The organism is Streptomyces sp. NPDC001348 (assembly GCF_053597535.1).
In genome coordinates this window covers 1-14,785 of sequence record NZ_JBSFIK010000001.1, presented here as the reverse complement: position 1 = coordinate 14,785, position 14,785 = coordinate 1, and the positions used below count along the sequence as shown (strand labels likewise).

General features: G+C 71.1%; 11 protein-coding genes. 2 read left to right on the top strand and 9 right to left on the bottom strand.

Going from position 1 to position 14,785, the window contains the following annotated elements; all coding sequences use genetic code 11:
* Window positions 1-64 precede the first annotated feature (64 nt).
* The 3 genes from ACWC21_RS00055 to ACWC21_RS00045 are packed head-to-tail and all read right to left on the bottom strand — an operon-like array spanning window position 65 to window position 9,465.
* On the bottom strand, window positions 65-1,135 hold the full coding sequence (locus ACWC21_RS00055; protein WP_450876406.1) for an alpha/beta hydrolase: 1,071 nt from the start codon (window positions 1,133-1,135) through the stop codon (window positions 65-67).
* Window positions 1,132-7,692 carry an SDR family NAD(P)-dependent oxidoreductase gene (locus ACWC21_RS00050; protein ID WP_450876404.1) on the bottom strand — a complete coding sequence of 2,187 codons (6,561 nt, stop codon included), beginning with the start codon at window positions 7,690-7,692 and terminating at the stop codon, window positions 1,132-1,134. Before ACWC21_RS00050 ends, ACWC21_RS00055 begins: the two co-directional genes overlap by 4 nt.
* A 33-nt stretch (window positions 7,693-7,725) precedes the next feature.
* Window positions 7,726-9,465, bottom strand: coding sequence for a fatty acyl-AMP ligase (locus ACWC21_RS00045; protein WP_450876402.1), 1,740 nt, complete (start codon window positions 9,463-9,465; stop codon window positions 7,726-7,728).
* Between the two features lie 174 nt (window positions 9,466-9,639).
* Here ACWC21_RS00045 and ACWC21_RS00040 point away from each other — a divergent pair, with 174 nt between their 5' ends.
* Window positions 9,640-11,088, top strand: a complete 1,449-nt coding sequence (locus ACWC21_RS00040) for an MFS transporter (protein WP_450876400.1) — start codon at window positions 9,640-9,642, stop codon at window positions 11,086-11,088.
* Here ACWC21_RS00040 and ACWC21_RS00035 read toward each other — a convergent pair.
* From ACWC21_RS00035 to ACWC21_RS00010, 6 genes are all read right to left on the bottom strand, one after another.
* On the bottom strand, window positions 11,068-11,772 hold the full coding sequence (locus ACWC21_RS00035) for a GAF domain-containing protein (protein WP_450876398.1): 705 nt from the start codon (window positions 11,770-11,772) through the stop codon (window positions 11,068-11,070). The genes ACWC21_RS00040 and ACWC21_RS00035 overlap by 21 nt on opposite strands.
* A 256-nt stretch (window positions 11,773-12,028) precedes the next feature.
* The gene (locus tag ACWC21_RS00030; protein WP_450876396.1) at window positions 12,029-12,307 is read right to left on the bottom strand and encodes a hypothetical protein; all 279 of its coding nucleotides are present in this window, start codon (window positions 12,305-12,307) and stop codon (window positions 12,029-12,031) included.
* A 51-nt stretch (window positions 12,308-12,358) separates the two neighbouring features.
* Complete coding sequence (locus ACWC21_RS00025) at window positions 12,359-12,619, bottom strand: hypothetical protein (RefSeq protein ID WP_450876394.1); 261 nt, start codon at window positions 12,617-12,619, stop codon at window positions 12,359-12,361.
* Window positions 12,620-12,834: 215 nt separating this feature from the next.
* The gene (locus ACWC21_RS00020; protein ID WP_450876392.1) at window positions 12,835-13,110 is read right to left on the bottom strand and encodes a hypothetical protein; all 276 of its coding nucleotides are present in this window, start codon (window positions 13,108-13,110) and stop codon (window positions 12,835-12,837) included.
* Window positions 13,111-13,341: 231 nt separating this feature from the next.
* The gene (locus ACWC21_RS00015) at window positions 13,342-13,614 is read right to left on the bottom strand and encodes a hypothetical protein (protein ID WP_450876390.1); all 273 of its coding nucleotides are present in this window, start codon (window positions 13,612-13,614) and stop codon (window positions 13,342-13,344) included.
* A 216-nt stretch (window positions 13,615-13,830) separates the two neighbouring features.
* The gene (locus ACWC21_RS00010) at window positions 13,831-14,106 is read right to left on the bottom strand and encodes a hypothetical protein (RefSeq protein WP_450876388.1); all 276 of its coding nucleotides are present in this window, start codon (window positions 14,104-14,106) and stop codon (window positions 13,831-13,833) included.
* A 247-nt stretch (window positions 14,107-14,353) separates the two neighbouring features.
* Here ACWC21_RS00010 and ACWC21_RS00005 point away from each other — a divergent pair, with 247 nt between their 5' ends.
* On the top strand, window positions 14,354-14,620 hold the full coding sequence (locus ACWC21_RS00005) for a chaplin (RefSeq protein ID WP_450876386.1): 267 nt from the start codon (window positions 14,354-14,356) through the stop codon (window positions 14,618-14,620).
* Window positions 14,621-14,785 lie beyond the last annotated feature (165 nt).

Genomic DNA, 14,785 nt, shown 5'->3' with positions numbered 1-14,785 from the left:
GGGGCGGGCGACGGCACCTCGAGGAGCTCCGGGCGGGTTCCGCCGGCCGGGTGCGGCCCACGGGTCAGCTGTCGGGCGTGCGGACACCGAGCGCGGAGAGCACCGAAGGCCACATGCGGTGCAACTCCCGCTGCCAGTAGGGCCAGGCATGGGTGCCGGGCTTGAACAGGTCGGTGGTCACCTTGACGTCGCCGGCACGGAGTGCGCGGGCGAACGCGTAGGTCGAGCGGCCCAGTGGTTGCTCCAGCAGGGAGGCGGCGAGGTCGAACCCCTGCTCGAGTCCGCCCGGTACCCCCGTCCCGGCGTAGAGATAGACCCAGGTGTTCCTGAACCCGCGCACCATCCGGGAGGGGTTGTGGGCGTCCCAGATCCGTCTCTGCGCGTCCGGGCGTCCCCACAGGCGTACCGGGTCGACGTGCTCACGCCTGCATGTGACGTCGATCCCGAACCGCATGACGGGGTCGGAGGTGTCGACGATTCCACTGAGGGAGCCGGCGAAGCGGTAGCTGTCCGGGTGACGTGCGGCGTAGTTCAGCGCACCCAGCCCGCCCTCGGACAGTCCGATGACGGCCCGTTGGCGGCCCGCCCGGAACGCGCGCTCCATCAGCTGCCTCAGTTCCCCGGTGTGGAACGTCTCCCAGCGCGGGGCCGTGCTCCTGCCGTGGTCCCACCAGTCGGTGTAGAAGCCGGCGCGGCCCCCTTCCGGCATGACGACGAGGACGTCCGTGCCGGCGGAGAGTTCCTCGATGTCGGTTTCACGGGTCCACGAGGTGTAGTCGTCGCTCGCGCCCTGCAGGAGGTAGACGACCGGGAAGGTCCTGTGCGGCTCCTGCCGCCAGTGCGCGGGCAGGAGGACGCGTACCGGCATGCCGGCTCTCATGGCCGGTGATTGCACCGTGAGGTCGAGCACCCGCTCGGCAAGCCGTTCGACGTGACTGATGTAGGCGCCGTCGTCGGCACGGGCCCGCACGGAGCCGGCCCCGCCCGCCGCGGTGTGCCCGCCCGCCGCGGTGTGCCCGCCCGCCGCGGTGTGCCCGGCCGCCGCCGCGTGCCCGGCCGGGGCCAGGGAGGACAGCAGCAGCACACCGCCCAGCAGGTACGTCCGGATGCGCGGCCGGCGCGCCCTGCGGCTCATCCGGTCACCGCCAGGGACCGGACGAGGTGGTGGGCGATCGCCGTCACGTGCGGCGGGTCGATCAGGGACAGGTGGTCGCCCTCGACAGGCACCACATCGAGACGGGGGCACAGCGGCGCCCAGCCCAGATCGGTCTCCGACCTGAGGTAGCGCGGGTCGAGGGCCGTCGTGAGGCGCTGTGCCTGCTGCGCGCGGTAGAGCACCACGGGGCCGCCGTACGGGCGGGGGACGTAGCGCTCGCCGACCCGGGCGTCGATGTAGGAGGTGCGCTGGTGTTCCATGACTCCCGGGCTCATGTCGAGCCCTGCCTGCGCCGCCACGCGCATGACGACGTGGATCTGCTGGTCGTCGGGCGTGGCCGCGAGTTCGTCGTAGGGCAGGTCCAGGCGCTGTCCGTAGGTCTTCTCGATGTACTCGGCGAACCGGCGGAAGCGTTCGAGCAGCAGCTCCTCGGAGTCCAGGTCCGGCAGCGCGGCGGGCAGGATCGTGTCGATCATTCCGAGGTAGGCGACGCCCTCGCCCGCGTCCGTCAGCTGCTGTGCCGTCTCGTAGGCGAGGCAGCCGCCGAAGGACCAGCCGAGGAGCCGGTAGGGCCCCTGCGGTTGGATCGTCCTGATGAGGGACAGGTAGTGCGCGGCCTTCTCCTCCATCGTGTCCACGGAATCCAGCCGCTCCATCCCGTACACCGGCTGCTCGCGGGGGAGGAGCCGGGTCAGCGGCTGGTAGACGGACGTCGGGCCGCCGGCGGGGTGGAAGGTGAACAAGGGCGGTCTGGAGCCCGGTCGGGACGGCCGCAGGGTGGTCAGGACGCTTTCGCCGGTGGCGTTGACGGCCGGCCGGACGAGTTCCGCGACGGCGGCCACCGTCCCTTGTTCGAGCACGGTCTCGGGGGTCAGCGTGAGCTCGGTGTCCTCGCCCAGGCGACGGCGGATCGCCTCGATCAGTTCCTCCGCGACCCGCCGGTCCGCGCCGACCGGGAGGTGGCAGCGGACGTCCGTCGGGGGCTCCGGCAGTACTTCCGCCCAGGCACCGGCCACCAGACGCTCGGCGGCGTCGCGCGGCTGGATGGAGGAGGGCAGCGTCGCGGCGGGCAGGACCGCGGCGGGACTGCGGGTGCCGGGGGCCGGGGCCGCGGCGGTGTCCTGTTCCGGTGGGTCCTGTTCCGGCCCTTCGTGTGCCTCCCCTCGCAGTCCGAGCTCCGCCAGGACGGTACCGCCGACCTCGGTGAGGGTCGCCCCGCGCAGCATGAGGTCCGGGGACAGCTCGACGGCGAAGTCCTGCAGGACGGCGTTGCGGATACGGACGGCCATCAGGGAGTCCAGCCCGAGCGCCGGCAGCGGAACCGCGTCGTCGAGGTCCGGGACGCGGAAGCCCATGATCGCGGCGGTCCGTTCGGCCAGCCGCTCGCGGATCTCGTCGGCGGCGTTCTCGCCGAGGGTTTCCAGTGCGCCGGGCCCGGGCCAGTCGTCCGCGGTGGTGTCGTGGGCGCGGAGGCTGTCGCTGAAGAAGGGGATGTCGGCCAGGGAGGGGAAGGCCTCGAGGACGCGCCGGCCGTCGAGGTGCAGGACGCCGGTGTGCGTGTGGTGGTGGACGACGAGGGTCTGCAGGGCGTCCAGTCCCTCGGTCACGGTGAGGGACTCCAGCGCCAGGGCCGGGTTGGCGGGCGCGGCGCCGGCGTCCCGCCAGGGGCCCCAGGCGATGGACGTGGCAGGTCTGCCTTCCGCTCTGCGGCGTTGGGCGATCGCGTCCAGCCAGGCGTTGGCGGCCGCGTAGGCGGACTGGCCGGGCGAGCCGAGGAGGGCGGCCGCGGAGCTGTAGAACACCCACCAGTCGAGGTCGTGGGAGTCGACGGCCGCCTCCAGCCGCAGTGCCCCGGTGACCTTGGGCCGCAGAACGGTGTGGATGTCGTCGGAGTCCAGGTCGGTGATCATCCGGTCGTGCAGGACGCCGGCGCAGTGGGCGACCCCGCGCAGCGGGTGCCCCTCCCCGACCGCGGCCCGCACCAGGCGGGGGGCCACGTCGGGGTCGGCGATGTCCCCCCGCACCACGGCGACGGACGTCCCGAGCTCGCGCAGGCCGGTGATGACCTCCTCCGCCTCGGGTGTGGCCGGCCGTCTGCCGCACAGGACCAGCCGCCCGGCTCCTTGTTCGGCCAGGCGGCGGGCCGTCGCGAGTCCCAGGCCGGTGAGGCCGCCGGTGACGATGTAGGAACCGCTCCGGCGCACGAACGGTGCCTCGTACTGCTGCTCCGCGCAGTCGGCGGGCGCGAGCCGGGCGACCTTGCGGGTGCCCGCCCGCCAGACGACTTCGTCCTCGGGGCTGTTGCCGAGGAGCTCCTGCACGAGGTCGTCCACGTGGTCGAACTGGTCGTCGATGTCGACGAGGGTCGCGCGCAGGGCGGGTTCCTCGAGGGCGAGCGTGCGCACGAGACCGCGCAGACAGGCCAGCTCGGGCTTGCCGGGCTCGCCCGGTGCGGCGGACCGGGCCCGTACGGTGACCAGCCAGAGCCGGGGCCGGTGCTCGGCGTGCCGGTCGGCGGCGAGCTGCCGCGCGACCCGTGTGGCGCCGCACAGGGCGTCGGCCGGGGACCCGGGGGTGGCGTCGAGGAGCAGGACGACGGCGCGGGGAGCCGCCGGAGTCGTTCCCCGCGGCCAGTCGTCGAGCAACCGGTCGGCGGGTGCGGTGAGCGGCCGGGTCGTGGTCCGTACGTGCTTCGCAGCCAGCGCCTCCGCGAGATCGGTGGCCAGGGCGTTTTCGCCGTCTTCGGGGTCGCCGGCGAGGATCAGGGCGCTGTCGAGCGGTGCCGGGAGCGGGACGGCCGACTTCTGCCACTGGATGTCGTGGGCGAGTGCCTCGAGGTGCCGCGGGACCTCGCCCTGCTCGGCGGGGCGCAGCCGCAGCCCCGTCGCGGTGATGCGCGCGTCGGCCGCGCTCGCCACGACGTCCCAGCTCCCGTCGGGCTCGTTCTCGTAGGCGTGGAGGGTGTACGGCGTGTTCGTGGCGCCGGGGTTCTGGATGTGCAGGCACCGCAGACCCGCCGGAGTGGCCTCGGCGTCGGCCGGCGCGTACAGCATCGCGGCGAGGAGTTCCTCGTACGACTCCCCGGCGTGGTCGCCGGTGCCGGCGCGGCCCCAGTGGCTGACGACGGCCGGGGGGACGGGCGGGACGCCGGGAGCGGGTGCGGGCCCGGCGGGGATCCGCGCCGATGCGTGACAGGTCCAGGTGCCGCTGGTGGTGCGGGCGTTGACGGTGACGGTGACGTGGGCGTCGGAGGGGTCCCAGACGACGGTCACCGGTGTTCTGCCGGCCAGCGGCAGCCACCGATGGACGACCACGTCCTCCAGGCGCAGTTCGGGAAGCCCGTCCCGTTCGTGGACCTCCCGGGCCGCCGCGATCATGAGTGAGGCGGCCGCGGGCAGGGTGAGGACGGTGCGGCCGTGGAGCTGTCGTACGGCCGTCCGGTCGTCGTCCGCGCTCAGCTCGGTCTGCCAGAGCACCGCCCCCGTACGCGGGTCGTCGGTGCGGCGGCCCAGCGGGGAGTGGCCGGTGCGGGGGTCGCCGGCTGCCGGGCCCCGGCGGGCGAACCAGTGGCGTTCGTGACGCCAGGGCGGGCTGGGCAGCGGGATCCGTGTCCCCGTGGGCCAGAGCCGGTCCTCGTCCACCCCGGCTCCGGCGAGGTGCAGCCGGAAGAGCGCGCCGCGCAGGGCGACCGCTTCGTCGACCCGCTTGTGCAGGGCGGGCACCACGACCGCCTGGGGGGCGCCGGCGGCCTCCAGGGTTTCGGTCAGGGGGATCAGGGCGACGGGGTGGGGCGAGATCTCCAGGAAGAGATCGTGCCCGTCGGCGGCGGCCGCGGCGACGGCCTGTCGCAGCCGGACGGGGCGGCGGACGTTGGCGCACCAGTAGGCGGCGTCGGCCCGGACGGGGGCCCGCGGGTCGTCGAGGACGGTGTTGTACCAGGCGAGGTGCGCGCTGCCGGGCCGGAGTGTGCCCAGTGCCTCGCGCAGCCCGGGCACGATCGGGTCGATCGCCGCGGAGTGCCCCGCTCCGCCGACGTCGAGGAGCCGTGCCATACGGCCCCGGCCGGTGAGTTCGCCGACCAGGTCGCGGACGGCCCGGGCCGGTCCGGCGACCGTGGATCTGAGCGGGGAGAAGTGCACGGCGATCTCGACGCCGGGGAAGCGCGACAGGACCTCGTCGCTCTCCTCGTCGGCCAGTTCGACCGCGGCCATGGCGCCGGCGCCTTCGCTGTCGAGGCCGGCGAGCCGGGCCGACCGCTCGAGGACGACCCGCAGGCCGTCGGCGACGTCCAGGGCACCGGCGACGACCGAGGCGCCGACCTCTCCCACCGAGTGGCCGATGACGGCGGCGGGTTCCACCCCGTAGGCGTCGAGGGTGCGCGCCAGGGCGATCTGCATGCCGAACAGCAGCGGCTGGAGGTGCTCGACGCCCGGTCCCGCCCCGGTCCGTCCGAGCATGTCCCGCAGCGACCGGCCCGTTCGGGCGAGGTACAACGGGTCCAGCTCGCGGACCGCCGCCTCGAACACGGGATCGTCCCTCAGCAGGCCCAGCCCCATGCCCTGCCACTGGGAGCCGTGACCGGAGAAGACGAGGACGGGACGGCGGGTGCCGACTGGCCGCGCCGCTCGGTCGTCGGTGCCGGGAGGCACACAGCCCGGGGCCTCCTCGCCGCGGGCCAGGGCGCCGAGCAGTCCGGCCGCCTCCTCGTGGGTGCGCGCGACGACGGCCGCGCACACGGGCCCTCTTCGGTTGCGGGCCAGGGTGTGGGAGGCGTCCCCGAGCGCTGGTGCGTCCTCGGCCGACAGCCGCCGGGCGAGGCCGGTCGCGACGTCGCCGACCCTGTCGCGCGAGCGGGCGGACACGACGAGCACATGTGCGGGCGGGGCATGGCCGTCCCGGCCCCCGGTGTGCGGTTCGGCGGCCGCCGCCCGCTCCAGGACGACGTGCGCGTTGGTGCCTCCGAAACCGAAGGCGGACACGCCCGCCCGGGCCGGGCGGGCGCCCCGGTCCGGCCAGACGACGGGCTCGGTGACGACACGCAGACCGAGGGAGTCGAAGTCGATGTGCGGGTTGGGCCGGTGGAAGTGCAGGGTGCCCGGGATACGGCGGTGGTGCAGCGCCAGTACCGTCTTGATCAGGCCGACGATCCCCGCGGCGCCTTCCAGATGGCCCAGGTTGCTCTTCACGGAGCCGATGAGCAGGGGCTGGTGCGCCGGTCTGCCGCGGCCGAGGACGGCACCCAGCGCGCCGGCCTCGATGGGGTCTCCCAGCAGGGTGCCGGTGCCATGCGCCTCGACGTAGTCGATCCCGGCGGCGTCGATCCGGGCGTCGCCGAGCGCGCTGCGCAGCAGACGTTCCTGCGCCGCGGGGTTGGGGGCCATCAGGCCCGCCGACCGGCCGTCGCTGTTGACCGCCGTCCCCCTGATGACGGCCAGGACCCGGTCGCCGTCGCGCAGGGCGTCGGCCAGCCGTCTGAGGACGACCACGCCGCAGCCCTCGCCGCGGGTGATGCCGTCGGCGGCGGCGTCGAACGGTTTGCAGCGGCCGTCCGCCGCGAGTGCGCCGGCCTGCTGGAAGGAGGCGGTGACCGTGGGCGAGAGCACGACGTTGACGCCGGCCGCGAGCGCCGTGTCGCACTCACCGGAGCGCAGGCTGCGGCATGCCTGGTGCACCGCCACCAGGGACGAGGAACAGGCCGTGTCGACGGTGATGCTCGGTCCGTGCAGGTCGAAAAGGTAGGACAGCCGGCCCGCGGCGATGCTCCCGGCGGCTCCCGTGCTGGTCCACGGGGTGAGCCGGGCGGGGTCCGAGGTGGTCAGGTGTCCGTACTCCAGTGCGCTGAGACCGACGAACACCCCGGTGTCGCTGCCCTGGAGGCTGTACGCGGGACGCCCGGCGTGGTCCAGGGCCTCGCAGCCGACCTCCAGCAGCAGGCGCTGCTGGGGGTCCATCACCTCCGCCTCGCGCGGCGTGATGCCGAAGCAGTCGGCGTCGAACGCCTCGACGTCGTCGAGGAAGGCTCCCCGGCGGGTGGTCCGTGCCATCAGTGCCGCGGCGCCGGGCAGGGACGCGAAGTCCCGCCAGCGCCGGTCGGGAACGGTGCCGACGAGGTCGCTGCCCGCGATCAGGTGCTTCCAGAAGGCCTCGGGGCCGCCCACGTTGCCGGGAAGACGGCAGCCGACGCCGATCACCGCGACGGGGCCGGGCTCTGCCGCCGGTTCGTCGCTGCCGCTACCGGTGTCTTCCTCCGGCCCGGTCCCCCCGCTCCCGGTCAGCCGCTCCACGAGCGATCCGATGGTGGGGTTCTCCCACAGCAGCGTGGCCGGCAGAGGCGCGTCGAGGAATCGTTCGAGGCGTCCGGTGACCCCGACGGCGGCACGGGACGTCAGGCCGTAGTCCACCAGCGGCCGGGTGTCGTCCAGGCCGGCCTCGGGGATGCCGCAGGTCTCGGAGAGGAGCCGGCGCAGGAATGCTCGTAGCTCCGCGGCGGAGGCCGGTTCCGGGCCGGGCTGGGCGGCCGACTGCATTGCTCGCATCTGTCCCTCTCCCTGCGGCCCGCACACTGCCGGTCATCGGTTCCGGGTGCCTGTACCGTCGGCCCACGCACCCGCCAGGTACTGGTCGCGGCAGGCGTTGCGGGCGACCTTGCCGCTGGTGGTGCGTGGAACGCTGCCGGGCGGTGCCAGCACGAAGTCGTGGACGGCGACGCCGTGCTTGGCGGCGACCGCGGACCGCACCGCCCGGCTCACCTCCTGCTCGAGTCCCCGGGACCCGGTCACGTCCCGGGCGTGCTCGGCCACGACGGCCAGTCGCTCGCCGTCGCTCCCGGCCAGGGAGAACGCGGCGATGTGGTGCGGGCGGATCGCCGGATGGGCCGACTGGACGGTCTCCTCGATGTCGTGCGGGTAGTGGTTGGTCCCGTCGATGATCACCAGGTCCTTGAGGCGGCCCGCGACATAGAGCTGCTTGTCGTACCACACGCCCAGGTCGCCGGTGCGCAGCCAGGGTTCGGTGGGGTCGTCACCGTCGAGGACCGCGTGGAAGACGGCTTCGCTCTGCTCGTGGTGGTTCCAGTAGCCGCGGCCGATGTTGGGGCCGCGCAGCCAGATCTCACCGACGACTCCGTCTTCCCGGCGTCGTCCCGTCACGGGATCGACGATCGCCATCTCCTGCCCGTTCGGCCGGCCGCAGCCGACGAGCTCGACCACCGCACGGTCGTCGTGGCTGTCCAGCGTGCGGGCGATCCCCTCCCCGAGGGCCTGCCGGTCGAAGGAGGTGACGGCGGGCTCCTCCCCCGCCGGTGACGCGCACACGAACACGGTCGCCTCGGCCAGCCCGTAGGAGGGGCGCATCGTCGTGCGTCTCATCCCGACGGGCGCGAAGGCCGTCTGGAAGCGCTCGAGGGTGCGGGGCGCGATGGGTTCGCTGCCGTTCACCATGGCGGCGACGGAGTCCAGCGAAAGTTCGGCGCGTTCCCCGTCGTCCACCCGCTGCACGCAGTAGTCGTAGGCGAAGTTGGGCGCGGCGGTGAAGGCCCCGTGGTGCCGGGTCAGCAGGCGCAGCCAGCGCACCGGCTGCTGGACGAACGCCAGCGGGTCCATGAGGACCGACGGCAGGTGACCGATGATCGGCATGGCGATCACCGACACCAGTCCCATGTCGTGGTACAGCGGCAGCCATCCCACGGTGCAGTTGCGGCCCCGGCGGATGTCGTAGGCGTCGAGGGCCTGCCGGGCGTTGTCGCACACGTTGGCGTGCGTGATCGCCACCCCGGACGGAATGCGGGTGGATCCCGAGGTGTATTGCAGGTACGCCACGTCGTTCGGCACCGGCTCGTCGGGATCCCCGCGCAGTCCCGCGGAATTCTGGGCCAGTTCCTGTTCGGTGACGACGCGGAAGTCGGCGGACATGCCGTGTGCCGCGCAGAAATCCGTGAGCGGCTCGCGCTGTTCCTCCACGGTCAGCAGGAACTTGGGCGACGCGTCCCGCAGCACCGCGACGAGCTTCTCCCCGTGCCCCGGCAACGAGGGCGGGAAAAGCGGAACCGCGATGGCGCCGGCACAGGCAGCGGCGAGAAATCCGACGACGTATTCAAGGCTTTGCGGAGCGACCACCGCCACTCTTTCCCCGGCGGTGTCGGCATGGTGCAGGGCGCGGGCGGTCCGTCGTACTCGCCGGTCCAGCTCCTGCCAGGTGAGCGAGGAGGCCACGCCCCTGGTGTCGGCGCTGTGGTCGACGAACGTGAAGGCCGTTTCGTCGGGTGTGAGAGCAGCGGCTTGGGCTAGATGGTGGCTGATGGTTTCTGTCACCAGGAATGGCACTGGCTCACCGAACCTTCACGCGCGACGGGTTCCGGACGAAAGCGGCGGAACAACAGCGAAGAACGACAGCCAAACACGGAGCTGCGGCCCTTCTCCAGTGACACGCCGATACAATCCGCCGATACGCTCAACCCACGAGTCACCAGCGCCTATATTTCGCACGTGAGGCTTCGCACCCTGAGCGTCATTACGGCGGTCGTTCTCGCCACGTTCCTGACGGCTCTCGACAACACCGTGGTGAATGTCGCCCTGCCCGAGATGCGCAGGGAACTCGGTATGAGCGACACGGGCCTGAAGTGGGTGGCGACCGCATATCCGTTGTCGCTCGCCGGTTTCCTGCTGTTCGCGGGCCAGCTGACCGACGCCCGGGGACGGCGCTGGTCGCTGCTCACCGGACTCGCCCTGTTCACCGGCTCCTCGGTGTGCTGTGCGCTGTCGGGCACGGAGGGGATGCTCGTCGGCTTCCGCGCCGCGCAGGGCGCCGGCGCGGCGTTCATCCTGCCGGCCTCGTTGGCGGTGATGTCGCACGACCTGCCACGCGGTGTGCGCACGGCCGGATTCGGCGCCACCACCGCTGCGTTGGGCTCCGCGCTGGCCTTCGGGCCGGTCGTCTCCGGTGTCGTGACGCAGCACCTGGGCTGGGAGTGGCTGTTCGCTCTGAACGTCCCCCTGGGAATCGTCGGCTTCCTGGTCGGCGCCCTCGCCCTGTCCGGCACCGACCGCGGCGCACCCCCCTCGCCGGGCGGTTTCGCGGCGGTGCCGCACCGGGTGCTCGCACTGACCTGTCTTTCCCTCGCCTCCCTGGTCTACTGCCTGATCCAGGGGCCCGTGTACGGATTCGGTGAGCCGGTGGTCGTCGTCTCGGGTGCCGCCGCCGTCGCCGGGGTGGTGACGCTGTGCTGCTGGCAGGAACCCCGTCGCAGTGCCGCGCTCGGCCAACTGCTGCGCCGTCGGCCCTTCCTGGGCGGACTCGTCGCCCAGCTGCTGTGGGGGCTGGGGGTGACCGGTGTCTACTTCTACACGTCGCAGTTCCTGCAGAGCGGCCTGCGGCTGAGTCCCACACAGGCGGGCCTGGCGTTCACTCCGGTGGTCCTGGCGCTGTGTGTCACGGCTCCGTTCATCGCGGCCCTGGCCAGGCGATGGGGGGACGGCCGTATCGCCGCGTCGGGCCTGCTGCTGGTGGCCTGCGGTCTGCTCCTGGTCGCGTGGGGCAGTTCCTACGGCGAGCTCGTCGACCTGCTGCCGGGGCTGGCGGCGGTGGGTGCGGGTTCCGCTCTGGCGCTGCCGGTGACGACGCGGGCCCTCGAGTCCTCACCCCGCCGGCTGTCCGGCTTCGCGGCCGGGTTGTTCAGCGCCACCCGTGAGCTCTCCGGCGTGTTCGGCATCGTGTTCGTGGGCGCCGTCGTGACCTTCGCGCAGCGCTCGGCGCGGTCCGGGGGCGCCGCGCCCCCCGAAGCCCTGCGGACGGGGTATCAGGCCGGGCTCTGGGTGGCGGCGGCACTGGTGGGAGCGGGCGCACCGGTAGCCGTCTGGGCGCTGCGCCACCCCTGGGAACCCGACCCGGAACGTGGCTGCCGGGCCGTCGAGTCGTCAGCCGGGAGCAAGCCGTGATCCCCTCTCGGCGCTGTGCACGGCTGCCAGGAGCAGCGAGAACAGGCGTACGAAGCCCTCACCGGTCTCCGCGAAGGCGTCGACCCGGGGGGCGTCCAGGATGAGGACGCCCACGGGCCGGTCCACCACGTACACGGGAGCGACGATGGACGACCGGTAGCCGTCCCCCAGGTTGATCGTCGGGTAGCCGCTGGTCGAGAACGTGTCGTCGATCCTGACGGCGGTCTTGCGGCCGAGGGCCCACAGCAGGTCCCTGCCGTCCGCCTCGTCGGCGGTGTACTCGTCGGGCGCCTGGCTCACGTCGCCGTACTGCCCCCGTCGCCTGAGGCGGCGGCCGTCCGCCTCGAGGGCGTAGTAGGCGCACCTGGTGCCGGGCCCCGCCTTCGTGGCGACCAGGGTGACGATCCAGTCGACGGTCTGGATCCTGAGCTCATTGGTGCCGTTCGGCTCATGGGCGAGCCGTACCAGGTTCTCGACTATGGCGCAGAGACTCTCGCTGAACGCCGCGATCTCCGCGTCGGCGAGTTTGGCCTTCGCGCGCAACGCGACATAGGCGGCCAGGCTGGAGCAGGCGGTTCCGGCCGCGATGAACGTGACCTGCACGACGCCGGCGACGTAGTTGACGACCGAGCCGACGGCGAACGCGGCGCCGGGGAACAGGGCGGCGGCCGCGGTGATCACCATGCGCCTGGTCTTTCTCGATCGTCCACCCATGGCTGCCCCTTGCCGGAAAGCTCGCTGCGATTCTCTCGGCGCAGTGGATGGGCAGGGCACTGGCGTCTACACCCAGTGACCCCGACGGCGGCGGCAACACACAATAAATATGGCGAAAAATCATCCGAACGGATTAAGAGCTCGCCCGGAAGTCACCCACCGGACAGAAATGGCCGGGCCCCGTCATCGGGACCCGGCCATTCTGCGCCGCGCGGAGCGGTGGACGTCAGGAGTTCTTGCCGGGGACGGCGGCGCTGCTGACGCAGGTGATCTGGCCGTGCGCGGCAGGGCAGTCCTGCGTCGAGTCGTTGACGATGGTGATGTTCCCGCGCTTGTCGCTGGTGATCTGGTACTGACTCACCTGCACGCAGCGCACGTGACCCTTGCCGTCGTCCGCGCACTTGCCGTAGCCGTCACCGGCGAAGGCCTGGACGGCACCGGCACCGATCAGAGCGAAGCTCCCCAGGACGCCCGCTGCCGCTGCGACTTTCTTCGAATTGAGCATCTGCCTTTTCCTTTTACAGTCGGCCCCCGTGACCGGACGGCGAAGCCGTCGTCACTTGACGGGGATGGCCTGCGTGCAGTTCACCGACTTGTGCTTGCTCAGGTCGTTCATCTGAAGCCCGAGGACGTTGACCACGACATTGACGTTCTTGACGTTGATCAGCCCGCCGGACCAGTCCGACTCGTTGGCCGAGCACGTCTGGTCGGCCTTGGCCTGCGGGGTCCCGTCCGCGGCGTTGCCGACGCCGGCGCCCAGGATGCTCACACTGCCGAGCATGGCCGCGGCCACTGCCGCCTTGTGGTACTTGCGCATTGCTTCTCCTTCTCGGGTTGTCACAGGCCGTAGCGAGCCAGCCACCGACAGTCGCCAACTGTAGGGGACGCTTGCGTTGTTCAAGCGGTTGAACACGCGAACGCGCAACGTCACCAAAAATGGCATAATTCGATACTTATCCGGGGAAACGACAGGCCCCGGACTCCGCGCACTCGGCGCGGAAACCGGGGCCCGCTCAGATCAGCTGATCGGTGTCACTTACCGATCGTGAAGAGCTGGGTGCAGGTCACCGACGTGTGCTCGCTCTTGTCGTTGTACTGAAGACCGGCGCCGTTGATCGGGGCGAAGGTGTTGCTGGCCGTCTCCGAGCCCGTCAGGTACGTGCCGTCAGCCGAGCACTTCTGGCTCTGCTTGTTGTCCAGCTTGACCGTCGCGTCGTCATCGCCGTGAGCCTGGCTGATGCCCGCGCCGAGGAAGCCGACGCTACCGAGCATGGCCGCGACGACGGCGACCCTCTGGTACTTGCGCATTACCACTCCGTTTCTCTGTCGACACAGACCGTGATGGACTGGTCACTGACAGTTGACAACTGTAGGTGACGTTTGCGGCTTTTGACGGGAGAAACGCGCTGGCGCGTGAGTTTCTTGGGTGGCCGCCCGGCAGCTCAGGGCTCCCCCGAATGCAAACAGCGGGCCCCGGGATTCGAACGGAAATGGTTCGAATCCCGGGGCCCACCCGGATCAGTGATCAGTGATCAGCGATCAGTGCCCGACGGTGAAGAGCTGGGTGCAGGTCACGGAGCGCGACTTGCTCGCGTCACTCTTCTGGGCGCCGTCGACGTTGGCCGGAAGGAAGGTGCCGCTGCCCGTCTCGGAGCCCGTCACGTACGTTCCGTCCGCCGAGCACTCCTGGCTCTGCTTGTTGTTCAGCTTGATCGTCGCGTCGTCGTCGCCAGCCTGGCTGACACCCGCACCGAGGAAGCCGACGCTACCGAGCATGGCCGCGACCACCGCGACCCTCTGGAACTTGCGCATTACCTCTCCGTTTCTCATGTCGACACAGCCCGTTATGGCCTGGTCACCGACAAGTAATGACTTTAAGGATCATTTGCGGCTTTTGTTGGCAGAAACGCTCTGAATCGCAGCTTTTTGATCAGTCAGCCTATTAATCACTTAAATACAAATGACAGGCCCCGGGGGTGGACGGACTCGTCCACCCCCGGGGCCCACCCGCGATCACTTCATCGACGATCAGTGACCGATGGCGAAGAGCTGGGTGCAGGTCACCGACGTGTGCTCGCTCTTGTCGTTCATCTGCGTGCCGGCGGCGTTGGTCGGCAGGAAGGTGTCACTGGCCGTCTCGGACCCGATGTAGCTGACCTCGTTGGCCGAGCACTGCTGACCCTGCTTGTTGTCCACCTTGAACTTGCCGTCCTCGTCCCCATGGGCCTGGCTGACACCCGCGCCGAGGAAGCCGACACTGCCGAGCATGGCCGCGACCACCGCGACCCTCTGGAACTTGCGCATTACCACTCCGTTTCTCTGTCGACACAGACCGTGATGGACTGGTCACCGACAGTCGACAACTTAGAGGATCTTTCGAAAAACCGACGTTCTGACACCGACGCCCGTACACCGGGTGGCCGAATCCGACACTTTCCTCAAAGGGTGATCTGGGGACAAACGCCGTAACTAGCCCCGCCGCGTCGCGTTGAGCGGGAAGTGCGGTCGCGCAAGATGCCGCCGCGCTTACCAAGTCACTAAGGAGAACGTGATGTCTCTCATCGCGAAGGCGGGGGTCGCCGCTATCGGCACGGGCGCCGTGGTCCTCAGCGGGGCCGGGATCGCCGCGGCGGGCGCGGGCGCCGAGGGCGCGGCGATCAACTCGGGCGGCGTGACCTCCGGCAATGTCATCCAGGTGCCGATCCACGCGCCGATCAACATCTGCCACAACACCGCCCACGTGGGCGGCCTGCTCGACCCGTCCTTCGGTGGCGCCTGCGTGAACGGGCACCACAAGAAGCACCACTACGGCAACTGACGTCAGCCGTCCTGTGACGAGAGCCCCGGCGCGACCGAGGATGCTGTTGGTTAATCCGGGGCCTGCTCACTTCGCCCCGTCGATCGTTTGATCGGCGGGGCGAAGTGCTGCGAAGTGGCTGGTGCGGGTGCGGGCCCGGGGTTGGCCGGTGAGGTGGGCGTCGAT